Origin of the sequence: Tsukamurella asaccharolytica, from assembly GCF_007858435.1 — a bacterium.
Taxonomy (GTDB): domain Bacteria; phylum Actinomycetota; class Actinomycetes; order Mycobacteriales; family Mycobacteriaceae; genus Tsukamurella; species Tsukamurella asaccharolytica.
Genome location: NZ_VIGW01000004.1, coordinates 327,087 through 349,532 on the forward strand (window position 1 = coordinate 327,087; position 22,446 = coordinate 349,532).

Annotated in this window: 22 protein-coding genes and 1 riboswitch; of the genes, 11 read left to right on the forward strand and 11 right to left on the reverse strand. The window is 70.6% G+C overall.

Going from position 1 to position 22,446, the window contains the following annotated elements; translation table 11 throughout:
- Window positions 1-9 precede the first annotated feature (9 nt).
- A complete protein-coding gene (locus FK529_RS10715) occupies window positions 10-1,113 on the forward strand; it encodes a branched-chain amino acid aminotransferase (protein WP_146560958.1) in 1,104 nt (367 codons plus the stop codon).
- A gap of 81 nt (window positions 1,114-1,194) precedes the next feature.
- Here the strand turns inward: FK529_RS10715 and FK529_RS10720 are convergent, their stop codons facing one another.
- The 4 genes from FK529_RS10720 to FK529_RS10735 all read right to left on the reverse strand — a co-directional run bounded on the left by FK529_RS10720 (window position 1,195) and on the right by FK529_RS10735 (window position 5,583).
- Window positions 1,195-2,331: an oxygenase MpaB family protein gene (locus tag FK529_RS10720; protein WP_146561071.1), complete on the reverse strand. Its 1,137-nt coding sequence runs from the start codon at window positions 2,329-2,331 to the stop codon at window positions 1,195-1,197.
- A gap of 139 nt (window positions 2,332-2,470) precedes the next feature.
- Entirely contained in the window at window positions 2,471-3,226 is a 756-nt protein-coding gene (locus FK529_RS10725) for an adenosylcobinamide-GDP ribazoletransferase (RefSeq protein ID WP_331456323.1), read from the reverse strand.
- A complete protein-coding gene (cobT, locus tag FK529_RS10730; protein WP_146560959.1) occupies window positions 3,223-4,893 on the reverse strand; it encodes a nicotinate-nucleotide--dimethylbenzimidazole phosphoribosyltransferase in 1,671 nt (556 codons plus the stop codon). The genes FK529_RS10725 and cobT overlap by 4 nt, the downstream gene beginning before the upstream one ends.
- 3 nt (window positions 4,894-4,896) lie before the next feature.
- On the reverse strand, window positions 4,897-5,583 hold the full coding sequence (locus tag FK529_RS10735) for a DUF3043 domain-containing protein (protein WP_231703028.1): 687 nt from the start codon (window positions 5,581-5,583) through the stop codon (window positions 4,897-4,899).
- Between the two features lie 121 nt (window positions 5,584-5,704).
- Here FK529_RS10735 and FK529_RS10740 point away from each other — a divergent pair, with 121 nt between their 5' ends.
- Complete coding sequence (locus tag FK529_RS10740; RefSeq protein WP_146486505.1) at window positions 5,705-6,052, forward strand: HesB/IscA family protein; 348 nt, start codon at window positions 5,705-5,707, stop codon at window positions 6,050-6,052.
- Window positions 6,053-6,142: 90 nt separating this feature from the next.
- Window positions 6,143-7,132, forward strand: a complete 990-nt coding sequence (locus FK529_RS10745) for a carbohydrate kinase family protein (RefSeq protein ID WP_146560961.1) — start codon at window positions 6,143-6,145, stop codon at window positions 7,130-7,132.
- 150 nt (window positions 7,133-7,282) lie between these two features.
- Here the strand turns inward: FK529_RS10745 and asnB are convergent, their stop codons facing one another.
- Window positions 7,283-9,247: an asparagine synthase (glutamine-hydrolyzing) gene (gene asnB / locus FK529_RS10750; RefSeq protein ID WP_146560962.1), complete on the reverse strand. Its 1,965-nt coding sequence runs from the start codon at window positions 9,245-9,247 to the stop codon at window positions 7,283-7,285.
- A gap of 232 nt (window positions 9,248-9,479) precedes the next feature.
- Here asnB and ctaC point away from each other — a divergent pair, with 232 nt between their 5' ends.
- The 3 genes from ctaC (at window position 9,480) to FK529_RS10765 (ending at window position 11,868) form a co-directional block, all read left to right on the forward strand.
- On the forward strand, window positions 9,480-10,586 hold the full coding sequence (gene ctaC / locus FK529_RS10755) for an aa3-type cytochrome oxidase subunit II (protein ID WP_438947191.1): 1,107 nt from the start codon (window positions 9,480-9,482) through the stop codon (window positions 10,584-10,586).
- Between the two features lie 3 nt (window positions 10,587-10,589).
- Window positions 10,590-11,021 carry a cytochrome c oxidase subunit 4 gene (locus FK529_RS10760; protein WP_146560963.1) on the forward strand — a complete coding sequence of 144 codons (432 nt, stop codon included), beginning with the start codon at window positions 10,590-10,592 and terminating at the stop codon, window positions 11,019-11,021.
- A 124-nt stretch (window positions 11,022-11,145) separates the two neighbouring features.
- Entirely contained in the window at window positions 11,146-11,868 is a 723-nt protein-coding gene (locus FK529_RS10765; RefSeq protein ID WP_146560964.1) for a hypothetical protein, read from the forward strand.
- 110 nt (window positions 11,869-11,978) lie between these two features.
- Here FK529_RS10765 and qcrB read toward each other — a convergent pair whose 3' ends face one another.
- The 4 genes from qcrB to ctaE are packed head-to-tail and all read right to left on the reverse strand — an operon-like array spanning window position 11,979 to window position 16,376.
- Window positions 11,979-13,604 (reverse strand): cytochrome bc1 complex cytochrome b subunit, encoded by a 1,626-nt coding sequence (qcrB, locus tag FK529_RS10770; RefSeq protein WP_146560965.1) that lies wholly within the window; start codon window positions 13,602-13,604, stop codon window positions 11,979-11,981.
- On the reverse strand, window positions 13,604-14,785 hold the full coding sequence (qcrA, locus tag FK529_RS10775; RefSeq protein WP_146560966.1) for a cytochrome bc1 complex Rieske iron-sulfur subunit: 1,182 nt from the start codon (window positions 14,783-14,785) through the stop codon (window positions 13,604-13,606). Before qcrA ends, qcrB begins: the two co-directional genes overlap by 1 nt.
- Complete coding sequence (gene qcrC / locus FK529_RS10780; RefSeq protein WP_146560967.1) at window positions 14,782-15,723, reverse strand: cytochrome bc1 complex diheme cytochrome c subunit; 942 nt, start codon at window positions 15,721-15,723, stop codon at window positions 14,782-14,784. Before qcrC ends, qcrA begins: the two co-directional genes overlap by 4 nt.
- A 38-nt stretch (window positions 15,724-15,761) precedes the next feature.
- Window positions 15,762-16,376 (reverse strand): aa3-type cytochrome oxidase subunit III, encoded by a 615-nt coding sequence (gene ctaE, locus FK529_RS10785; RefSeq protein WP_146560968.1) that lies wholly within the window; start codon window positions 16,374-16,376, stop codon window positions 15,762-15,764.
- A gap of 149 nt (window positions 16,377-16,525) precedes the next feature.
- Between ctaE and FK529_RS10790 the strand changes: the two genes are divergently transcribed.
- From FK529_RS10790 to FK529_RS10800, 3 genes are all read left to right on the forward strand, one after another.
- Entirely contained in the window at window positions 16,526-16,975 is a 450-nt protein-coding gene (locus FK529_RS10790) for a hypothetical protein (RefSeq protein WP_231703029.1), read from the forward strand.
- A gap of 21 nt (window positions 16,976-16,996) precedes the next feature.
- Complete coding sequence (trpD, locus tag FK529_RS10795) at window positions 16,997-18,043, forward strand: anthranilate phosphoribosyltransferase (RefSeq protein ID WP_146560969.1); 1,047 nt, start codon at window positions 16,997-16,999, stop codon at window positions 18,041-18,043.
- A 79-nt stretch (window positions 18,044-18,122) separates the two neighbouring features.
- A complete protein-coding gene (locus FK529_RS10800) occupies window positions 18,123-18,974 on the forward strand; it encodes an HpcH/HpaI aldolase/citrate lyase family protein (protein WP_146560970.1) in 852 nt (283 codons plus the stop codon).
- A gap of 23 nt (window positions 18,975-18,997) precedes the next feature.
- Here the strand turns inward: FK529_RS10800 and FK529_RS10805 are convergent, their stop codons facing one another.
- Together FK529_RS10805 and FK529_RS10810 are read right to left on the reverse strand one after the other, a co-directional pair.
- Complete coding sequence (locus tag FK529_RS10805) at window positions 18,998-19,273, reverse strand: Lrp/AsnC family transcriptional regulator (RefSeq protein ID WP_146560971.1); 276 nt, start codon at window positions 19,271-19,273, stop codon at window positions 18,998-19,000.
- 34 nt (window positions 19,274-19,307) lie between these two features.
- The gene (locus tag FK529_RS10810) at window positions 19,308-21,137 is read right to left on the reverse strand and encodes a DEDD exonuclease domain-containing protein (protein WP_146560972.1); all 1,830 of its coding nucleotides are present in this window, start codon (window positions 21,135-21,137) and stop codon (window positions 19,308-19,310) included.
- A gap of 119 nt (window positions 21,138-21,256) precedes the next feature.
- Here FK529_RS10810 and FK529_RS10815 point away from each other — a divergent pair, with 119 nt between their 5' ends.
- Together FK529_RS10815 and FK529_RS10820 are read left to right on the forward strand one after the other, a co-directional pair.
- The gene (locus tag FK529_RS10815; protein WP_146560973.1) at window positions 21,257-21,448 is read left to right on the forward strand and encodes a hypothetical protein; all 192 of its coding nucleotides are present in this window, start codon (window positions 21,257-21,259) and stop codon (window positions 21,446-21,448) included.
- 121 nt (window positions 21,449-21,569) lie between these two features.
- Window positions 21,570-21,718, forward strand: a riboswitch (cyclic di-AMP (ydaO/yuaA leader).
- 13 nt (window positions 21,719-21,731) lie between these two features.
- Window positions 21,732-22,421 (forward strand): C40 family peptidase, encoded by a 690-nt coding sequence (locus tag FK529_RS10820; RefSeq protein WP_146560974.1) that lies wholly within the window; start codon window positions 21,732-21,734, stop codon window positions 22,419-22,421.
- Window positions 22,422-22,446: the final 25 nt, after the last annotated feature.

Consider the following 22,446-nt stretch of genomic DNA (forward strand, 5'->3'; position numbering starts at 1 on the left):
TCGTCTCCCATGACAACTGGCACGGCCTTCGCCCTCACCCGCAACGACCACCCCCGCTCTGCGGCTGAGCGCTCCGAGATCCTGGCGAACCCGGGATTCGGCAGGTACTTCACCGACCACATGATCTCGCTCCGCTGGAACGAGGAGCAGGGCTGGCACGCTCCCGAGGTGCTGCCCTACGGCCCCATCCCCATGGAGCCCTCCGCATCGGTCCTGCACTACGCGCAGGAGATCTTCGAGGGCCTCAAGGCCTACCGCCAGCCCGACGGTTCCGTCGCGACCTTCCGGCCCGAGGCCAACGCTGCGCGCTTCCAGCGCTCCGCCGAGCGGCTCGCGATCCCGCCGCTGCCCGAGGACGTCTTCCTCGCCTCGCTCAAGGAGCTCGTGGCCATCGACGGCGAGTGGGTGCCCGCAGCCGGCGGCGAGGAGGCCCTGTACTTCCGGCCGTTCATCTTCGCCGACGAGGAGACCCTCGGCGTCAAGCCGTCGAACAGCTACCGCTTCCTGGTGATCGCCTCGCCCGCCGGCGCCTACTTCGCGGGCGGCGTGAAGCCCGTCTCCGTGTGGCTCTCGCGCGAGTACGTGCGCGCCGCGCCCGGCGGCACCGGCTTCGCGAAGTGCGGCGGTAACTACGCCGCGTCGCTGGTCGCGCAGGCCCAGGCCGCGCAGCAGGGCTGCGACCAGGTGGTGTGGCTCGACGCCATCGACCACCAGGCGATCGAGGAGATGGGCGGCATGAACCTGTTCTTCGTCCTCGGCTCGGGCTCGAATGCGAAGATCGTGACGCCGGAGCTGTCCGGCTCGCTGCTCCCCGGCGTGACCCGCAGCTCGCTGCTGCAGCTCGCGCGCGACGCCGGCTTCGAGACCGAGGAGCGCCGGATCACCGTCGACGAGCTCAAGGAGGGCGTCGCGGCCGGCACCATCACCGAGGTCTTCGCGTGCGGCACCGCGGCCGTCATCACGCCCGTCGGGCGGGTCAAGGGCGCGTCCGAGGACTTCGTGATCGGCGACGGCGAGCCCGGCGAGATCACCATGGCGCTGCGCGAGACCCTCACCGGCATCCAGCGCGGCACCGTCCCCGACACCCACGGCTGGATGACGACGCTGAGCTGACGCTGCGCGTACCCGCGGCAGCGGCCCGCCGGCCACGGCTGGGCAGAGCCCGGGGCCGGCGGTGCCGTGCCGCCCGGTCGCTCAGGCGGTGACGATGTGCGCCGAGTGGCCGACGGTGGCCTCGTCGCCGAGGGTGCGCATGAACCTCGCCTGGCCCGCGTCGCCGCGGCGGGCGGCGCGCTCGCGGCCACCGGGGAGCTGGTTGATCACCGATTCGACGAGGTGGTACGGGATCCGGAGCGCGGGGTACCAGGGGAGCGTCGACGGGACGCCGAGCTTGTTCATCGCGTCCCGCCCCAGGTAGGCGGTCGCGATCGACAGGTGCTGTGAGCGGGCGACCCGGCGCCGCAGCCCGGCGAGCCGCCCGTACGTCCAGCGCATCGGATCGTCGGCCATCGGCTGTGCGAGCGCGCGGCTGGTCTCGTCGGGGGTCGAGAGCGCGCGCGAGGTCTGGAACAGGATCCGCAGGCTGTCGCGGAAGCTGTGCGGCAGGAAGTCGTCGTGCACGCCCATCAGCCGGCCGACGTACCGCGTCAGGTGTGCGGCCGCCTCGTACTCGCGGGGGTGGGCGATCATGCCGATCCCCGTGCCGGCGGTGACGGGCGCGATGAGCGCGCCGACCAGCGTGGCCGCCATGTCGGTCTGGTTGATGGGCAGGCCGTAGGTCGTGTAGTCCCAGTCCGGCAGGGCCATCACGTGCCGGCGCACCATGGAGTGGATGAACCGCACGTGCAGCGTCGACCGGTAGCCGGCGCCGCCCGGCCGCAGGCCGTCGGGGGTGATCACATCGAGCGCCCACTGCGAGGTCTCCGCGAAGCGCTTGTTCGAGCCCTTCTCCAGAGCGCCCGTCCGCAGCAGGGTCTGGTTGAAGCCGGAGAAGAGATAGCCGCCCATGAGTGCGACGTCGCGCGCGATCGAGAAGCCGTCCGCGCCGCCGCTCCGCAGGAGCTGGCCGCCGAGGAGGATGGTGTCCCAGTCGAGCCAGTCCGGGGCGGTCTCCATGTCCTCGAAGAAGGTCCGCAGTTCCGACGGTGCCTCGGGGACCGAGGCGATGCCCTCGTTCAGCGCGCGGTCGAACATCGGTTTGCGGGTCGCGCGGTCCTCGTAGATCCAGTCGACGAGCTCGTCCATCGGTGCATCGCCGACCGTGAGCAGCTCGCCGAAGCGCTGGAATTCGGCCTCGGTCGGCTCGGGCAGCCGGAGGAGCGCGCTCACCATGCGGATCCCCGGCGGCACGCGCCGCGGGCCCGTGGGGTGGCGCGCGGGGATCGGTCTCGGGGTCTCCACTACCGGCACACCACCGTGTCTACTCCTGACAACGCCCGTTGTCGAGGGGGCGTGGGGACCGCTGCCTCCGCTAGGAGGCGCTGAGCCCGATGAGTGCGACGACCGTGGCGAGTTCGATGCCGAAACCCAGGACGTCGCCGCTCATGCCGCCGAACCGGCGCACGCAGTGCCGCATCGTGAGGGTGGCGACCAGCAGTGCGACCGCGACCGCGACCGGGCCCTGCCAGGGCAGGTCCGGCACCGCCGGGACCGCGGCGCCCAGCGCGATCACGATCCACAGGCCCTGCGCCGCGGCGCCCTGCGTGCCCGCCGTCAGCGCCCCGAAGCCGTCCGGGTTCGACGGTGCCCACCCGCGCCGGCACCCGAGGACCGCCGCGACCCGGGCGGCGCCCACCGCGACGCCGATCGCGAGCCACATCCCGCGGTCCGCGAGCGCGCCCACGGCGGCGGCCTCCGCCATCAGGAGCAGGGCCACCGCGGCGGCGCCGAACGGCCCGACGGTGCCCTGGCGCATGATCTCGCGGGCCCGCTCGGGCGGGCCGTAGCTGCCGAGGCCGTCGACGCAGTCCGCGAAGCCGTCGAGGTGCATGCCGCGCGTCAGCAGCGCCGCGGCGGCGACGGCGAGAGCGCCGACGAGCACCGTCGGCAGACCCGCGGCGTGCGCCGCCCAGGCGACCGCGGCCACCGCGGCGCCCACGACCGCGCCGGTGAGGGGCACGCGGGCGACGATGCGGGCACCGTCGGCCCGCGTGATCGGGGTCGGTTGCAGCGAGCCGGGCACGGGCAGCACCGTCATCCAGGCGACGGTCGCGAGCGCGTGCTTCACACCTGCGACACCCCGGCGGATTCGAACGTGGCCATCTCGCCGAGGACGGCGACCGCCGAGCGGACGAGGGGGAGCGCGAGGGTCGCGCCGCTGCCCTCGCCGAGCCGCAGGCCCAGATCGAGTAGCGGCTCGAGGTCGAGGCGGCGCAGCGCGAGGGCGTGCGCCGGCTCGGGGCTCTTGTGCCCCGCGACCCACCAACTCACGGCGCCGGGGGCGAGGTCGTTCGCGACCAGGGCCGCCGCCGTGACCACGACACCGTCGAGGATCACGGGCGTGCGCCGGACCGCGGCCTGCGCCAGGAAGCCCGCCATCGCGGCCAGGTCCGCCCCGGCGACGGTGCGCAGCAGCGCCTTCGGGTTCCCGGTGTGCGGACGGGCCCGGTACATGGCGTCGCGGATCGCGGCGGCCTTGCGCATCCAGGCGTTGTCGTCGATGCCGGTGCCGCGGCCCACGACGAGGGCGGGCTCCGTCTCGGTGAGCGCGCCGACCAGCACCGCTGCGGGCGTGGTGTTGCCGATGCCCATGTCGCCGGCGATGAGGAGGTCCGCGCCGGAATCGACCTCCTCGTCGGCGATCCGGCGGCCGGCGGCGATCGCGGCGATCGTCTCCTCGTCGGTCATCGCATCCGTCACCGCGATGTCGCCCGACGAGCGGCGGATCTTGTTGCGGCTCAGGTCCTCGCGGGTGTCGCCGGCGACGGCGATGTCCTCGACGCGGACGGTGGCGCCCGCCTGTGCGGCCAGCACGTTGATCGCGGCGCCGTCGGCGGCGAAGTTCGCCACCATCTGCGCCGTGACCTCGGGCGGGTACGCCGAGACGCCGCCCGCGGCCACGCCGTGATCGCCGGCGAAGACCACGATGCGTGCGCGCTCGAACTGCTTCGGCGGGCACACGCCCTGACATGCGGAGATCCACGCGCCGAGCTGCTCCAGGCGGCCCAGCGAGCCCGCGGGCTTGGTCAGCTCCAGCTGGCGGTCGCGGGCCTCGCGGCCGACGAACGGATCCGGCGGAGAGAGCTGCGGGAAGGCCAAGGGATCGGCACCCGGCTCGAACGGGGGGAGCACGATCGGCGGCGCCGCGGGGACCTCGGGCACGGGCTTGACCAGACTCGGTGCCGGCGCACCGGGAGCCGCCGGAGCCGCCGCCGACGCGCCGGCCAGGGCCACGGGGATGCCGGCGACGACGAGCTCGGCCCGGTCGGCGATCGCCGCGAGCCGGGCGTTGAGCGTGCCCAGAAGGTCCTGGAAGACGCGGCCCGCATGCGTCGGGGGCACGACGGACAGGCCCACCTCGGGGCTCACGATCACCAGCTCGCCCGGGAAGGCCGCCACAGCCGCGACGAGACCGTCGAGGTCGGCGGAGACGTTCTCGGGCGTCTCCCACCCGACCGCGTCGAGGCGGGCGGCGAGCCATCCGCCCAGGTCGTCGATCAACGTGGGCACCGAACCCTCGGTCAGGACGGCGCGCACGTCCTGCGTCTCCACCGTCGACCACGACGACGGCCGCCGCTCGCGGTGCGCGGCGACGCGAGCGGTGAGGTCGGGGTCACCGTCGGGATAGGGGGCCGTGGCGACGTACCGGACGAGGGCTCCGGATCCGGTGATGAGCTGCTCGGCGCGGGCGGACTTACCGGAGCGGACCCCGCCGAGAACGAGGGTGAGCGCCACGGTCTAGACCGCGTCGCCCGGCTTGACCCGCGGCCGCGGGATCCGCATGCGCCGCAGCTGCGTCGAGCGCATGAACGCGTACCAGCCGAGGCGGAAGCCCGTCTCGGTGGTGTCGGGCCAGCGCTCGCGGACCCGGTTGTTGACGCGACGGCCGGTGAGGACGCCCTCGATCGCCATGACGGCGATCATCAGCAGGAGAAGCACCATCGGGATGCCGGCGAGCTCCGGTCGATTGGCCGTGGTGAACATGAACACCATCACGACCACGGCGAACGGGATGAACATCGTGGAGAGGTGGCGCTTCGCATCCACCAGGTCGCGCACGTAGGCCTTGACGGGGCCCCTGTCCCGCACGGGCAGGTACCGCTCGTCGCCCTGCATCATCAGCTCGCGGCGCTCGTTGGCCTGCGCGCGGCGATCCGCCGCAGCAGCCTTGCGCTCCTCCTTGCTCAGTGAGTTGCGCAGCTCCTTCTTCCGCGCGCGGGCCTCGGCCCGCGTCATCGGCGCGGGAGCGACGGGGCCGCGCTTGCGGCCCTGGGCCTCGCGACGGCTGGGCGTGGGGCGGCCCTTGCCCGCCGTCTGCGCGGGCTTGGCGAGCGGATCCGCGGCGGACTCGTCGACGGTGTCGGCGGCCGCGGACTCGGCCGCCTCGGAGGTCGATTCGTCGGCCTTCTGCCAGGGGAGTTTCACGCCGCCCAGGGTATTCGATCCCGGCGAGTGGTCGACGACGCGGGTGATGGTGACTGCCGGGAATGTGGGGCGGGGGAGTACCGTTGAACCAGACACCGACGCGCGTCTGTGAGGAGAACCAATGACTACTGCTGAGAGCGAAACCACCGGTGTGGTGCTGACCGAGGCCGCTGCCTCCAAGGCGAAGGCACTGCTGGACCAGGAGGGTCGTGACGACCTGGCGCTGCGCATCGAGGTGCAGCCGGGCGGTTGCGCGGGCCTGCGGTACCAGCTGTACTTCGACGACCGGTCGCTCGACGGTGACGTGGTGTCCGAGTTCGGCGGTGTGAACCTGTCCGTGGACCGGATGAGCGTTCCGTTCCTGATCGGAGCGAAGATCGACTTCGTCGACACCATCGAGAAGCAGGGTTTCACCATCGATAACCCGAACGCCACGGGGTCGTGCGCGTGCGGTGACTCGTTCAACTGACGCACGAGTAGACGCCCGCGAGGCATCCGGAGCCCTCTCGCGGTTAGGCTGACGGAATTCGTCCGTCGCCGACCACGGGAGGGTTTCGTCGTGCCGATCGCCGTTTCCGGTTCCATCGCCACCGATCATCTGATGCGTTTCGAGGGCAAGTTCTCCGAGCAGTTGCTCGCCGAACACCTCGCGCACGTCTCGCTGAGCTTCCTCGTCGAGGACCTCGTTCTCCAGCGCGGCGGTGTCGGCGCGAACATCAGCTTCGGCATGGCCCGGCTCGGCCGGCGGCCCGTGCTGATCGGCGCGGTCGGTGCCGACTTCGACGAGGGCTACCGCGGCTGGCTCGAGGACGCCGGCGTCGATACCCGCGCCGTCCGCGTGTCGGAGACCGCGCACACCGCGCGCTTCCAGTGCACCACCGACTCCGAGATGGCCCAGATCGCGTCCTTCTATTCGGGGGCCATGGCCGAGTCGCGCGAGATCACCATCGCCGACGTCGTCGCCGCGGTCGGCGACCTCGACCTCGTCGTGATCGGTGCGAACGATCCTGCCGCCATGACGCTGCACAGCGCGCAGTGCCGCGAGGCGGGTATCCCCTTCGCCGCCGACCCGTCGCAGCAACTCGCCCGCCTCAACGGCGAAGAGGCCCGCGAGCTGGTCGAGGGCGCGAAGTTCCTGTTCACGAACGAGTACGAGTGGGGACTGCTGCAGCAGAAGACCGGCGTGAGCGCCGAACGGCTGACCGAGATGGTCCAGGTCCGCGTGACGACCCTCGCCGAGAAGGGTGCCGAGATCGTCCTCTCCGGTGCCGACGGCGGCGGCCAGCAGCGGATCCAGGTCGACGTGGTGCCCGATCGCGGTCGGGTCGACCCCACGGGCGTCGGCGACGGCTTCCGCGCCGGCTTCCTCGTCGGCCTCGACGCGGGCCTGTCCTACGAGCGCTCCGGACAGCTCGGTTCGTACGTAGCCGTGAAGGTGCTCGAGACCGTCGGGCCGCAAGCCTGGGACTACGACGCCGACGACGCCCGCGAGCGCCTCACCGAGGCCTACGGCGCCGAGGTCGCGGCGGAGATCCTCGCCGCGCTGTAGCCGCGCTCCTGATTACTCGGCTGCACCGGTTCCTCGGGTGCGCCGGGCTTGACCTTGACGCCACGTCACGGTGTGTACTTGCCACGTCACCGTCGACGAGCCCCGCCGCTTGGCGGCAGCGATCGCCGAGGCCGGGGCCCCTGCCCGACCCTAGAGACGGACCGGGTAGACCGGCTCCTCGATGTGCGGGTGGATGCGGTCCTCGACGAAGATGCCGTGCCAGACCATGAACACCAGGACGGTCCAGATCCGTCGGGAATGATCGGTGCCGCCCGGCCAGCCCTCGGGGGCCTTCGCCTTGTGCTCGTCGAGCATCGCGAGCACGGCGCGACGGTCGATCCACTCGTCGGTCTGCGACTCCTCGATGACGTTCCGCGCCCAGTCGTAGAGCTCCGGGCCGGCCAGCCAGTGCCGCAGCGGCACGGGGAAGCCGAGCTTCTTCCGATGCAGCACGTGCGGCGGGATGATCTCCTCGAGCGCGCGGCGCAGCGCGTACTTCGACGTGCCCCCGGCCAGCTTGAGATCGGCGGGCAGGGTCTCCGCGACGCGGAAGACCTCCTTGTCCAGGAACGGCACGCGCAGCTCGAGCGAGTTGGCCATCGTCATCTTGTCGGCCTTGACCAGGATGTCGCCGCGGAGCCAGGTGAACTGGTCCAGGTGCTGCATGCGTTCGACGGGGCCCCAGCCGCGGGTCTTGGCGTAGATCGGGGCGGTCACGTCGGTGTGCGTCCACTCCGGTCGGAAGTCGCGCAACACGTAGTCCAGCTGAGCGTCGTTGAACGACCGGGCGTTGCCGTAGTAGCGCTCCTCGAGCGGCAGCGAGCCGCGCTGTAGCAGCGATTTGCCGCGCCTGCCCTCGGGCATGCGGTCGCCGATCCGGCCTGCGGTCCGCCGCGCCCACGCGGGCAGCTTGTCGAAGGGCGCGAGCGAGAGGGGCTCCTTGTAGATGGTGTAGCCGCCGAACAGCTCGTCGGCGCCCTCGCCCGACAGCACGACCTTGACGTGCTTGCGGGCCTCCTTCGCCAGGTAGTAGAGCGGGACGAGCGACGGATCGGCGACCGGGTCGTCGAGGTACCAGACGATCGCGGGGATCGCGTCGCGGAACTCCTCGGGCGAGACGGTCTTGACGACATGCCGCGCGCCGATCGCCTCGGCCGACTCCGCGGCCACGTCGACCTCGCTGTAGCCCTCGCGCTGGAAGCCGGTGGTGATGGTGATCAGGTCGGGGTTGTGCTGGATCGCGAGCGCCGCGACGGCCGTGGAGTCGATGCCGCCGGAGAGGAAGGATCCGACGGTGACGTCGGCGCGCATGTGCATTTTCACCGAGTCGCGCAGCGCGTCGGCGATGTCGCGGTAGACGGCCTTCGCCTCGGCGGACTCCAGGCCGCCGGTGACGGGCTTCACCGGGAAGCGGGGCTCGAAGTAGCGCTTCCCCACGACCTCTCCGCCGGGGGAGAGGGTGGCGAAGCACCCCGACTCCAGGCGGCGGACGCCCAGGTGCAGCGACTCGGGCTCGGGCACGTACTGCAGCACGGTGTAGTGCTGCACGGCGCGAGCGTCGATGCCCGGTTGCAGGCCCGCCTCGTCGGCCAGCGCAAGGACGGACTTCTTCTCGCTGGAGAAGACGGTGCCCTTCGATCCGGTCGCGACGTACAGCGGCTTGATGCCGAACTGATCGCGGGCGAGCGTCAGCTCCCGCGTCTCGGTGTCCCAGAGGGCGAACGCGAACATGCCGCGCAGCTGTGCCAGCACTCCCTCGATGCCCCAATAGTGGAACCCGGCGACGATGGCCTCGCCGTCGCCCTCGGTGCGGAACTCGGCGCCGAACTCGTCGGTCAGGCGTCGGCGCAGCTCGAGATAGTTGTAGATCTCACCGTTGAACGTCAGCGCGTACCTGTCCGGGTTCTCCGGCGGACCCCAGCGCAGCGGCTGATGGGCGTGCTCGATGTCGATGAAGGCGAGCCGGTTGAAGCTGAGCGCGAGGTCGTCGTCGTGCCACGATCCGCCGAATTCGTCCGGGCCGCGGTGCCGCATGCACCGGCCGGCGGCGGTCACCGCGTCGACGACGTCGCCCGCGCGCTGATCGGCGGACAGGAATCCCAGGAGGCCACACACGGTGGTCCAGTATGCCGGACCGGGCCCGTGTCGACGGAACGCCGCAGGCCCGCCACCCGGGCACACGAAAAGACGCGCCATTTGCCGACCCCGGAGCGTGGACCCCGGCCCGTTGGTCTACGCTGCGTAGTACAAGGGGAACGAGCAGCCCCGGCCGTGAGTTCCCGGCAGGGAAAGACGGTCCGGATCGGGCCCCGTAGCACTGACCGTGTTTCAGCAGGAAGGCGCGACATTGGCACCCGGAAGTAACGCCCACGGTGGGGCCGCGTCCTGGCGTAAGCGCCTGGGTCTGGCCGCCGGGCTCGTCGCCGGCATGTTCGCTCTGGCGGGTTGCTCGGCCGACGAGGTGATGCGTTTCGGTTGGCCCGAGGGTGTGACTCCCGAGGCCCGCGACATGACGGAGCTGTGGAGCTGGTCCGTCGTGGCCGCCCTGATCATGGGTGTCCTCGTCTGGGCGCTCACGTTCTGGACGATCACGTTCCACCGGCGCAAGGCGGACTCGCCCGATTTCCCCCGGCAGACCGCGTACAACGTGCCGCTCGAACTGCTGTACACCGCGGTCCCGTTCCTCATCATCGCGGTCCTCTTCTACTTCACCGTGGTCGTGCAGACCAAGGTCGAGAAGATCGAGGACAACCCCGGCGTGACCGTCGACGTCACTGCCTTCCAGTGGAACTGGCGTTTCGCGTACCGCGAGGTCACCCTCGACGGCAACAAGATCAAGCTCGAGCGGCCGAACCCGTACGGCCAGCAGCCCGACCTCGCGAAGCTCAACGAAGAGGCGGAGAAGATGAAGGAGGAGGGTCACGTCGAGGCGCAGCCGGAGCGCGGCCCGAACCACGGCCGCTTCCAGGAGATCCGCGACTACCTGAAGTTCAGCACCGTCGAGGTGCAGGGCTCGACCGCCGAGATCCCCGTCCTGGTGCTGCCGACCGACACCCGCATCCAGTTCGACCTCGCCTCGGCCGACGTCGTCCACTCGTTCTACGTCCCGCAGTTCGCCTTCAAGCGCGACGTGATGCCGAACCCGGTGCAGAACCACACCCAGAACAAGTTCCAGGTGTCCAGCATCGACCGGCCCGGTGCGTTCGTGGGCCGCTGCGCCGAGATGTGCGGCGACTACCACTCCATGATGAACTTCGAGATCCGCGCCGTGACGCCGGACAACTTCAAGAAGTACATCCAGGAGCGTCAGAACGGCAAGGACAACGTCGCAGCGCTGGAGTCGATCGGCGAGGTGGGTGTCTCCACCAGCACGTTCCCCTTCGACACCCGCCGCACCGGTCGCACCCCGTCGGGCAACAGCACCGCGCCCGTCAACGCAGAAGGAGTGAACTGACCCATGAAGGTCGAAGCGAAACTCTTCGAGTTCCTCACCGCGTTCTTCTTCCTCGCCGGGATCATCTACACCGTCGCGACCGCGATCTGGGGCCCCGGCTACGGCTACGGCGCGGTGGAGTGGGTCGGCGTGGTCGGCATGTTCCTCACGGGCGGCCTGACGCTGATCATCGGCACGTACTTCCGGTTCGTCTCCAACCGCGTCGACACCCGTCCCGAGGATTACGAGGACGCCGAGGTGTCCGACGGTGCCGGCGAGCTGGGCTTCTTCAGCCCGCATTCGTGGTGGCCCATCGTGCTCTCGGCTTCGGTCGCCGTGGTCGGCATCTCCGTGGCCCTGCAGCTGTACTGGCTGTGGTTCTTCGGCGGCCTGCTCGTCGTGGGCGCCGCGTGGGGCCTCGTCTTCGAGTACCACAAGGGTCCCGAGAAGCACTAGGACACGTTCTTCGCGCGACGCCCGCCCCGGTTCTGACTTCAGTTCACCGGGGCGGGCGTCGCTCGTTCGTCGGTGTTCACCGCGGCGTCTCCTGCGGGTCGTCTCGCCCTGATTGCATGCACCCATGACGCAGGCCAAAGCCGGGCTGTCCGTACGCCGACTCACCGCCGACGAAGTGCGCGGCAGGGGAGGGACGGTCGCCCCGCCGAAGGTCAAGTTCGACTTCGCCGAGGCGGAACCCGAGGCGTACGGCGGGGGAGCGTACAGCACCGTCGGGCACATCGGCGTCGTCGACGTCCCTGAGCGCGCCTACCTCGCCGTCGACACCGTCGGCAGCCCCCGCACCTCCGACGACTTCCGCGCGGCCGCAGAGGCCCTCTACGCGGCCGCCTACGGCGTCAAGGTGCGCAACAAGGCCCTGTATCGCCGCGGCACCCCCGGCGCCGACGACGCGGACCGCACCGACTTCCGGATGCCCCCGCTCGAGCGGCTCCGCGGCGACGTGGCCCCCGAGGACGCCGGCACGGCTCGCTGGACCCTCCTGCTGCGCCGGCCCGCGTGGATCGACGAGGCCGAGGTGGGGGACGTGCTCGAACAGCTCGAGCTCAGCAAGGGCCTGAGCCTGGCGCGCGTGCGCTGCCTGGACCTGCCGGCGTCGTCGTACCTGCAGACCCGGGTCGACGGACGCTGGTCCGCCGCGCTGATCCCCACCGCCAAGGCCTTCGCCGTGCAACTGCGCGAGCAGGGCCTCACCGCGGTCGACGGCGCCTGGCACGAGGTCTGCCTCGGCGAGCCGGGTGCCCCCGTCGGCCAGAGCAGCTACCTGCTGCGCCTGCGCCTCGCCTGACTCGCCTGAGTCCCTGAGTCCGGAGGATTCCCGGGCTGCGCGGTTCGGCCCGACAGACGACTGCGGCCCCTCCCCGGGTGGGGGAGGGGCCGCAGTGGCGTTGTCGGGACCTACTCGACGTCGATCTTGCCGCCGTTGTCCTGCACCTTCTTCAGCGCCTCGAGCGCCTTCACCTCGTTCGCGTGGTCGCGAGCGGCGTTGTCACGCTGCTCCTCGGGCGAGTCGGCACGCAGGAACGAACCCGTACCGGGCTGGCCCGCGGCGCCGAGCTGGTTCGCCTTGGTCGGGACGACCGCGCCCTCGTAGGGGAGCGGCACGGCGTGGCCGTGCTCGTCGACCGGGCCGAGCGGCTGGTGGAGCTCGATGAACTCACCGTTCGGGCGGCGCACGATGATGCCGGTCTCGATGCCGTGCTCCAGCACCGCGCGGTCGGCGCGCTGCAGGCCGATGCAGAACCGGTAGGTCAGGAAGTACGCCAGGGGCGGCAGCACGACCAGACCGATGCGGCCGATCCACGTCATCGCGTTGAGGGAGATGTGGAACTTCAGCGCGATGATGTCGTTCACGCAGGAGAGCGTGAGCACGATGTAGAACGCGAGCGCCATGGCGCCGATCGCGGTACGCACCGGCACGTCGCGAGGACGCTGCAGGATGTTGTGATGCGCATCGTCGCCGGTGAGCTTCTTCTCGATCCACGGGTAGGAGAACATCAGGCCCACGATCACGCCGATGATGATCGCCACGAACGCGGCGCCCGGAACGGTGTGGCCCCAGAGGTAGAGCTCCCAGGCCGGCCACAGGCGCGCCAGGCCGTCCGTCCACATCATGTAGATGTCGGGCTGGACGCCCGCGGAGACCTTGGCCGGATCGTACGGGCCGATCGTCCACACGGGGTTGATCGTGAAGATGCCCGCCATCAGGGCGATGATGCCGAAGGTGGCGGCGAAGTACGCACCGGTCTTGACCGCGAAGACGGGGAGGATGCGGACACCCACCACGTTCTCCTCGGTGCGGCCGGGGCCTGCGAACTGGGTGTGCTTCTGGTACCAGACGAGGGCCAGGTGGCCCGCGATCAGCGCCAGGATGATGCCCGGGAACAGCAGGATGTGCAGCACGTAGAGGCGCGGGATCAGCAGATCGCCGGGGAAGTCCCCGCCGAACAGAGCCCAGTGGACCCAGGTGCCGACCACGGGGAGGCCGACGACGATGCCCGACATCGCGGCGCGGACGCCGGTGCCCGAGAGCAGGTCGTCCGGGATCGAGTAGCCGAAGAAGCCCTCGAACATCGCGAGCAGCAGCAGCGCGCAGCCGATGACCCAGTTGGCCTCACGCGGACGACGGAAGGCGCCGGTGAAGAAGACGCGCGCCATGTGGATGATGATCGACGCGGCGAACATCAGGGCGGCCCAGTGGTGGATCTGGCGGACGAACAGGCCGCCGCGCACCTCGAACGAGATGTCCAAGGTGGTGGCGTAGGCGCGCGACATCGCGACGCCCTGCAGCGGCTCGTAGGCACCGTCGTAGTGGACCTCCGCCAGCGACGGGTCGAAGAACAGCGTGAGGTACACGCCCGAGAGCAGCAGGATCACGAAGCTGTACAGCGCGATCTCGCCCAGCATGAACGACCAGTGCGTGGGGAAGACCTTGTTGATCTGGCGACGAATCCCGGACGCGAAGTGGTATCGCGAATCCAGATCTTCGGCCTGGTGGCCGATCCGATCTCCGAGTGTGGTCATCAGTGCGTCGCCTCCCAGAAGGCCGGTCCGACCGGTTCGATGAAGTCGCCGTTGGCGACCATGTAGCCCTGCTCGTTGACCGAGATCGGCAGCTGCGCGAGGGCACGGGCTGCGGGACCGAAGACGGGCTTGCCGTACTCCAGCGCGTTGAACTGCGACTGGTGGCAGGGGCAGAGGATGCGGTTGGTCTGCTGCTCGTACAGCGACGTGGGGCAGCCGAAGTGGCTGCAGACCTTGGTGTAGGCCCAGTAGTCGCCGTAGTTGAAGCTCTCCTGGCCCTCACGCTTGATCGCGCGCACGGTGTCCTCGGGACGCAGGCGGATCAGCATGACGGGGTTGCGGATGCCCTTGAGGCCGTGGAGCAGCTTGAGACGCGACTCCTCGGTCTCGCCGAAGCCGTCCGAGACACGCCACGGGAAGACCGTCATCATGCCGCCGGCGTCGAGGTCCTCGGCGCGCACCAGCTTGACCTTGTAGGGGTCGCCCACGTCGTTGCGGAGGAAGACGGTCTCATGGTTGAGCTCGCTCGAGAAGTCGTCGGCCAGCGAGTCCCAGTAGGGGGACCAGCCGGTGTGCCAGAGCGGGGAGGCCTCGCGCTTGGCCCACGGGTTCTTGATGAGACCGCCGATGAAGCCGGCCGTGGCACCGAGGCCGAGGACGCCGACACCGAATCCGGCCGAGGCCAGGATCATCTTGCGGCGGGGGAGCGTGGAGGTCTCCAGCGCGTCCTTGAACAGCGCGGCCGTGGTGGCCTTGTCGACCTTGGACGAGCCGCCGGCGTCGTGCCGCTGCTGGACCGCGATCTCCTCGGGGATGAACTTCTTGGTGAACTGCACCGTGCCCGCGAAGACGCAGAGCAGCGACAGGCCGAAAGTGATGCCCAGCATCGGCGTGTACAGCGTGTACCACCAGTAGTTGGCGTCATCGATGCCCTGGTACTTCCACGGCCAGAACAGGAAGACCCCGAGCAGCGCGGCGCCGAAGACGCCGGCCAGGGCGAACCACAGGGCGACGGTGCGCTCGGCGCGCTTCTCGGCCCGGGTTCCGGGGACGGGCCAGCGGGGCTCGCGGTACACCAGCTCGACGCCGTCGAGGTTGGTACCGAGCTTCACCAGCTCGTCGTGGGACAGGTTGTCCAGTTCGTCGTCCGACGGGACGTTCTTCAACGGCTTGGCGGTCAATTCCTGCTCCCAACCCACATCGCGGCGCCGACGACGGCGATCATCCCGGTCGCCCACATCACCATGCCCTCGGACGCGGTACCGAAGCCGCCGAGGCCGTGGCCGCCCGGAGACTGGGTCTCGCCGACGTTCTTGATGAATCCGATGATGTTCTTCTTCTCTTCAGGCGACAGTGCACGGTCCGAGAACTTGGGCATGTTCTGCGGGCCGGTCAGCATCGCTGCGTAGATCTCCTGCTCGTTCGCGGGATCCAGGTTCGGCGCGAACTTGCCGCCGGACAGGGCGCCGCCCCGGCCGGTGAAGTTGTGGCACGAGGCGCAGTTGAGGCGGAAGAGCTCGGCGCCGGCGCCGAGGTTCGTGCCGCGGAGCGACTCCTGTGCGATGACGCGGTTGCCGTTCTCGTCGCGCTTGATCGAGCCGTCCTGGTTGTACTCCCACACGATCGACGGACCGCCGCCGATCGACTGGATGTACGCGCCCATGGCGTCGATCTGCTTCGCGTCGAACTTGGCGGGCTTGCGCAGGATCTGCGCCGAGTTCACGGTCGCGGGCATGCGGCCCGAGTGCACCTGGAAGTACACGGCCGAATCGCCGACGCCGACGAGGCTCGGGCCGCGGTCCTTGACACCCTCGAGGCTGGCGCCGTGGCAGCTGATGCACGAGGTCTCGTACAGGCGCTTACCGTTCTCGACCTGCGAGGCGTCGAAGTCGTCCGCGATCGCGACCTGGGGGGTCGGGCTGGCGATCGTGGCGACACCGCCCGCGGCCAGGAGGCCGCCGACGAGCAGTGCCGCGCTCGCGAACTTGCGACGGAGCTTGCGCTGCTTCCGGGCCTTCTGTGCCGAGGCGTGGTCGGGCCCGGCGCCCGAAGCGATGGTGCGCTCCGCGCCGCTGGGCTCGCCCCCCTCGCCGGCGGGCTCAAAGTTGGCTGAACTCATCTGCTATCCCTCTGTGATGGCGACTGAGATAAACGTCGTTAGCGAATGATGTAAATGACGGCGAAGAGGCCGATCCACACCACGTCGACGAAGTGCCAGTAGTAGCTGACGACGATCGCCGAGGTCGCCTGGGCGGGCGTGAATTTCGAGGCGCGACTGCGGGCCAGGATGAAGACGAAGGCCACGAGGCCGCCGATCACGTGCAGGCCGTGGAAGCCGGTGGCCATGTAGAACACCGAGCCGTACACCGAGGAGCTGAGCGTGAGGCCCTCACCGATCAGGGTGTTGTACTCGCTGAGCTGACCCGCCACGAACGCGATACCCATCACCAGCGTGATCGTGTACCAGACGCGGAACTTGAAGACGTCGCCCTTCTCCGCGGCGAAGACACCCATCTGGCAGGTGACCGACGAGGCGATCAGCACGATGGTCGGCGGCAGCGCTGCGGCCAGGCTGACGTTGGTGTCGACGGGGGGCCATCCGTTCTCCCCAGCGCCGGCCCGCGCCACGAAGTACATGGCGAAGAGCCCGGCGAAGAACATGAGCTCGCTCGACAGCCAGACGATGGTCCCGACGCTGACCATGTTGGGCCGGTTGAGTGAGTGCACGCGCTGGGTGATGGCTGTAGCTGAGGTCGGTGCGGCGCTAGTCACTCCGCAAGTATGACCGGTCGTAGTATCGAATGCCTACCCGGGTCGCAGATTGGGCGCGTCAAATGTCGCGGGCAGGCTGTGCGCCCTCCGCTCGTACACTCGAAACACCACGTCAACGGCCCGATCGGCATCGGCAGATAAGGCACACCTTGCCCTACGACCTCAACGGCAGACCCGAGCAGCGGACCCGTCTGGGCCGGTTGTTCGGCCGCCTTTCCACGCGCACCGTCGAAGAGTTAACGCCCGAGCACCCCGGTTTGGTTCCCGTGGCCGAGTCGGGCGACGACGCTGCCGCGTCGTCGTCCGTCCTCGACGCCTCCCCGGGCTTCGATCCCGGGGCCCAGAGCGTGCTGCGGCACGTCCTCGAGCTGCCGCCCGGCGAGGTCGACGAGGTGCTGCGGCTCGTCGGGCAGGACCGGTACGAGCGGGTCGCGGCCGACGGTGCGCCGGACCTCCCCGGGATCGAGACCGTCGCCGTAGCGCGGGTGCAGCAGGTCGACGCGCTGCACGTCTCGCAGGAGCGCTCGCGGATGGCGGGCGTCGCCGCGCGGCACGGCGGGCGGGCGGTGTTGTGGCAGGTGCTCCAGCTACCCGCGTGAACACCCCATTACGCTGTGGCCATGGATTGGCCCACCGTTCTCACCGAGCTCACCTCCCAGCGCAGCCTGAGCGCGGAGCAGGCGCGGTGGGCGATGTCCGAGATCATGAGCGACGGGGCGACCCCGTCGCAGATCTCCGCGTTCGGCGTCGCCATGAAGATGAAGGGGCCGTCGCCGGTGGAGGTCCGGGCGTTGGCCGACGTGATGCTCTCGCTGACCACGCCCGTGCCCTTCGATGCCCGGGCCGTCGACATCGTCGGCACCGGCGGCGACCGCTCGCATTCGGTCAACATCTCCACGATGAGCTCGATCGTCGTGGCCGCGGCGGGCGTGCCCGTGCTCAAGCACGGCAACCGGGCCGCCTCGTCGAAGTCCGGCGGCGCGGACTGTCTGGAGGCGCTGGGCGTCGCGATCGGGCTGAACGCCGACGGCGTCGCCCGCACCACCGCGGAGTTGGGCATCGGCTTCTGCCTCGCCTCCGTCTTCCATTCGGGCCTGCGCTTCGCCGGCGCCACCCGTAAGGAGATCGGGATCCCGACCGTCTTCAACGTGCTCGGCCCCCTCACCAACCCGGGCCGTCCGTCCGCCGGGCTTATCGGCTGCGCTTTCGCCGACCTCGCCCCGGTGGTGGCGCAGGCTTTCGCCGACCGCGGCGGCCAGGACCACGTCATCGTGGTGCGCGGTGACGATGGTCTCGACGAGCTCACCACCACTTCCACCTCCACCGTCTGGCGGGTGCAGGAGGACGGCGTCGGGGTCGAGTCGGTCGACCCCCGCGAGCTCGGCCTGGCCCGGGTCGCGCTGGAGGACCTCCGGGGCGGCGACGCGGCGGTGAACGCCGCGATCGCTCGGGCGTTCCTCGCCGGCGAGACCGGTCCGGTCCGCGACGCGGTGCTGCTCAACTCGGCAGGCGCCGTCGCCGCGTACGAGGGGCTGACCGCGGGGCAGTCCGTGCAGGACGCGCTCGCCGCGCATCTGCCGCGCGTCGCCGAGGCCGTCGACTCGGGCGCCGCTGCGGCCCTGCTCGATCGCTGGGTCGCACTGTCGCAGGAGATCGCGGGCGCGTGAGCGAGTAGGCGCCCGCGAACAGAACGCACAAAATTCCATTCCGTGGAATTCGGCGTTCCGCCCGCCTAGTCTTGACGGCGTGAGTAAGCGCACCGTCTCCCCGCAGATCGCCCGTTCCTGGCTGCTCGTCCCGGCCTCCCACCCCGAGTCATTCGCCGTCGCGCAGGCCAGCGAGGCGGACGCCGTGATCATCGACCTCGAGGACGCCGTCGCCGCGAAGGACAAGGATCAGGCGCGGGCGGACACCGTCGAATGGCTGTCGACCGGCCACCGCGCCTGGGTGCGCATCAACGACGCGGCCAGCGAGTACTGGAGCGCCGACTGCGCCGCGCTCAAGCAGTGCGCCGGGCTCGAGGGCGTGATGCTCGCGAAGTCCGAGGGATCGAGCCACCTTGACGACACCGCGGACCGGCTGCCCGACGGTACGCCGATCCTCGCGCTCGTCGAGACCGCCCGGGGGATGCAGAACGTCGAGCGGATCGCGGCCGCCCCGTCGACCTTTCGGATCGCTTTCGGAACAGGCGACTTCAAGCGGGATACCGCCGTCGGCGAGGACCCGATCGCCCTGGCCTACGCGCGGTCGCAGCTGGTGATCGCGTCGCGGGCGGCGCGGCTGCCCGCGCCCATCGACGGCCCGACGTTGAACATCGCGCACCTGCCCACCGGGACGGCCCTGGCGAAGGAGATGGGCATGTCCGGCAAGCTGTGCCTGACTCCGGAGCACGCCGGCGTCATCAACACCGGCCTCAGCCCGAGCGAGTCGGACGTGGCGTGGGCGCACGGCTTCATCGACGCCTTCGAGAAGTCGGGCGGCAAGATCACCGACGGCTCGGACCTACCCCGCCTCGCCCGCGCCCAGAAGATCGTGCAGCAGGCGCTCGACTTCGGCATCGAGGTCGCGGCCGCGGAGGTCAGTCACAGCGGCTACTGACCGCGCCCGGCGGCGCGTCGCCGTCAGTTGCCGATGTCGAAGCCCGCGTCGACGTCGGCCGAGGAGTACTCGCGGAAGGCGATGTGGGTGGACGTGCTCGCGACGCCGTCGATGCGGTTGATGTTCTCCGTGACGACCTCGGCGATCGCCGCGTGCTCGCGCACGCGCACCTTGGCGATGAGGTCGATGTCGCCGGCGCAGGAGTACACCTCGGTGACGCCCTCGATGTTCGCGACGGCCTGTGCGGTCTCGGGGATGCGGTGCACGTCGGCGTTGATGAGGACGATCGCGGTGATCACGTACGCGGCCTTTCGGTCGATCCGGCGCTGAGGCTCACGCGGCGTGCGTGGCCTCCTCACTGTATTGCCTGGCGGGCCCGCGCGGATGCGCCGCCGCCGCGCGGGCGTCGCGGCCCGCCTCGAAGGCGCGTTCGGCCCACTCGAGCCACCGCCCCGCGCCCGCCAGCGGCTCGCCCCACATCCCCTGCACGTCCACGATGCGGGTGCCCGGCCGCAGCGCCCAGCGGCGCAGGAGGGAGGCCTCCTCGGGGCTCGCTCCGTGCAGGGTGTCGGCGGGGAACAGGGCGTCGGGCACGTCCGGCGCGGAGAAGGCGTCTCCGCCTGCCTCGTAGACGGACTCGGCGCCCGCGCGCAACCGGTCGAAGACGGGCATCGGCGGCACGCCGCGCGGAGCGACGCCCGCCGCGGCGAGCCGGCCGTGGCGCACGATCGAGAGCTCCCAGCCGCCGGCGCCGTCGGGGTGGGCGATCGACAGTTCGGGGACGTCCGCGAAGGCGACCAGCGCGTGCGAGCGGGTCACGGCGTCGACGAGCCGGGCGGCGCGGTCGCGCAGCCGGGCCGCCGACTCGAAGAGCTCCCGCTCCCCGAGGTCCGCCAGGCGCGCCTCCAGGGCGGCGAAGACCTCCGACGAGCGTCCGGTGAGGGCCGCGGCCGCCCGGTCGGCCCGCGGCCGGTACAGCGCCGCCGGCTCGGGTACTGCGACGGACGCCCGGCACCCGCCGAGGGGAAGCGCGCCGTCGGGCCCGAGGGCGCAGGAGTGGAGTGCCCCGGCAGGCAGCCGGGTGGTGCAGGTGCGGAGGCCGCACGCCTCGGCCAGCAACTCCGCGAGATCGGCCGCGTCGGCCCGGGAGCGCACCGGCCCGATGCATGCGGCCCCCGCCGGCGCGGAGCGCTTCACCGCGAGCCGGGGGAAGGCCTCGGCGGTGAGGCAGATCCACCAGCCGCGCTTGGGGTATTTCGACCGGCGGTTGTACGGGGGAGTGTGCGCGGCGATCAGGCGAAGCTCCCGCGCGGCCGCCTCCAGCGCGTGTGCGCATTCCACGTGGTCCACCCGCTCCGCGAGACCCACCATCTCCTTGATCCGCCCCCGCGTCTCGCCCGAGGTGAAGTAGCTGCGCACCCGGCGCCGGAGGTTTCCGGACGTGCCCACGTAGAGCACCTCGTTACCCGGGCCGCGGAACAGGTAGACGCCCGGGCGCTCCGGCAGCGGATCGGCGAGGTGGCGCTTGGCCCGCTGCTGCGGCGTCACGGACGGAAGGTGCCCGCGCAGCTCCCCGAGCGTGTGGATGCCCAGGTTGCCCACGCGGCCGATCAGCCCGTGCAGCACCTCGACGGTGGCCCGCGCGTCGTCGAGCGCGCGGTGATTGGGCGTGGTCTCGGTGCGGAAGAGGCGCGCGAGCTCGCTGAGCTTGACCGACGGCGCCTCGTCCCGCGTGAGCACCCGGCGTGCGAGCTGGACCGTGCACAGTGATGCGGGTTTCGGCCAGGGGGTGCCGGTGGTGACCGCGGCGGCCTTGAGGAAGCCGAGGTCGAACCGGGCGTTGTGCGCGACCAGGACGGCGCCGTGGGCGAATTCGAGGAAGGAGGGGAGTACGGATTCGATCCGTGGGGCGCCGGTGACCATCGCCGTCGTGATGCCGGTGAGGTGGGTGATGTGCGGGGAGATCCCGCAGCCGGGGTCGACGAGCGTCGCGAACTCACCCAGGACCTCGCCGCCGCGCACCTTGACCGCGCCGATCTCGGTGATCGCGTCCCCACCCTGGGGGGAGCCACCGGTGGTCTCCAGGTCGACCACGACGAAGGTCACGTCCCGCAGGAGCGGGTCGAGGGTGCCTCCCTCGCAATCGTCCAGGCGCAGCTGCATGGGCCGACGGTAGAACACCCCACCGACAGGTTTTCGCCGTCCGAACGCGCGCGCGAAAGTTGTCGGTGCGCGCGGTTAGCGTCGTCGGCATCGAGACCCACAACGACAGGGATACCGCCATGACGCTGCACGTCGACTGCTCCACCTGCCCCGGCAAGCCCCGCGCCTGCGGCGACTGCTCCGTGGGGTTCCTTCTCGGCCCGCCGGTCACGGCGGTACCCGGCCTGAATGACGCGATTGCCGCATTCGCGAACGAGGGGATGTTGCCGCGTCTCAGGGTGGTCCCTGACCAGGCGAAACGCGCCGGATAGGGTGGGGCTCCGGGGGGTCTCGGGGTGACTCCCCGGCGCGTCCGGCTAGACAGGCGCGTTTCCATTTCGTAATCTTTCCGAGACCTTGTGGAGGAGCCAGGAGCGAAATCCGCCCCGTCTCCCGAGGTCACCGCCTAAGAGGCCGCAGGCCTCGCCGGGGACCCGTACGTGTTATCCGGGGTGAATCGCCGGAGGTCTCGACCTCCGGGGTAGGGCATCTTCCTCGCCCGAACCCGTCAGCTAACTCGGTCGGCGGTCGGGAAGAACTTAGGAGAATCGCTTCGTGGCGAAACACCGGCTTCAGCCGCAGCCCAGCAAGGGTGCCACCGTCGCCCGCGGTGCACTTGCAGCGAGCGCCGTGACCATCGGTACGCTCGCGGTCCCCACCGCCGCCTTCGCGGCGCCGGCGCCGGCGCCGGTCGCGCCACAGGCGAACCCCGCCCCCGCGCCGGGCGTGAACCCCGCCCCCGCGCCGGGCGTTCGCCCGGCCCCCGCACCGGGCGTGCGGCCCGCCGCGAAGCCGGCGCCGAACGTCGCCACCAGCAACACCGCCGCCCGGCCCAACGTGGTCAGTGGCGTCGCGATCGCCCCGAAGCCGGGCGTCACCGCCGTCGCCGGCACCCAGCCGGGCGGCGCGAAGGCCAAGGTCGTGCAGGCTGCGCTGTCGCGCACCGGCCTGCCCTACTCGTACGGCTCCGCCGGCCCCAACGCCTTCGATTGCTCGGGCCTCATCTACTGGTCCATGAAGCAGGCGGGCATCACCGTCCCGCGCGACAGCTACGGCCAGCTCGGCGGCGGCCGCTCGGTCCCGATCTCGGACCTGCAGGCCGGCGACATCGTCATCTACAACGGCGGCAGCCATGCGGCGTTGTACATCGGCAACGGCAAGGTCGTGCACTCGGTGAACTACGGAATCCCGGTCAAGGTGAGCCCGCTCAACGAGATGTCGGTCTACTCCGCTCGTCGCTACTGACGTAACCTGGCAGTGATTGCGTTTG

Coding starts and splice junctions, on each gene's coding strand:
- FK529_RS10715 (WP_146560958.1), top strand. CDS start 10: ATGACAACTGGCACGGCCTTCGCCCTCACCCGCAACGACCACCCCCGC.
- FK529_RS10815 (WP_146560973.1), top strand. CDS start 21,257: ATGACGCTGCACGTCGACTGCTCCACCTGCCCCGGCAAGCCCCGCGCC.
- qcrB (WP_146560965.1), bottom strand. CDS start 13,604: ATGACCACACTCGGAGATCGGATCGGCCACCAGGCCGAAGATCTGGAT.
- FK529_RS10720 (WP_146561071.1), bottom strand. CDS start 2,331: ATGGTGAGCGCGCTCCTCCGGCTGCCCGAGCCGACCGAGGCCGAATTC.
- FK529_RS10810 (WP_146560972.1), bottom strand. CDS start 21,137: ATGCAGCTGCGCCTGGACGATTGCGAGGGAGGCACCCTCGACCCGCTC.
- FK529_RS10760 (WP_146560963.1), top strand. CDS start 10,590: ATGAAGGTCGAAGCGAAACTCTTCGAGTTCCTCACCGCGTTCTTCTTC.
- qcrC (WP_146560967.1), bottom strand. CDS start 15,723: ATGAGTTCAGCCAACTTTGAGCCCGCCGGCGAGGGGGGCGAGCCCAGC.
- FK529_RS10740 (WP_146486505.1), top strand. CDS start 5,705: ATGACTACTGCTGAGAGCGAAACCACCGGTGTGGTGCTGACCGAGGCC.
- trpD (WP_146560969.1), top strand. CDS start 16,997: ATGGATTGGCCCACCGTTCTCACCGAGCTCACCTCCCAGCGCAGCCTG.
- FK529_RS10765 (WP_146560964.1), top strand. CDS start 11,146: ATGACGCAGGCCAAAGCCGGGCTGTCCGTACGCCGACTCACCGCCGAC.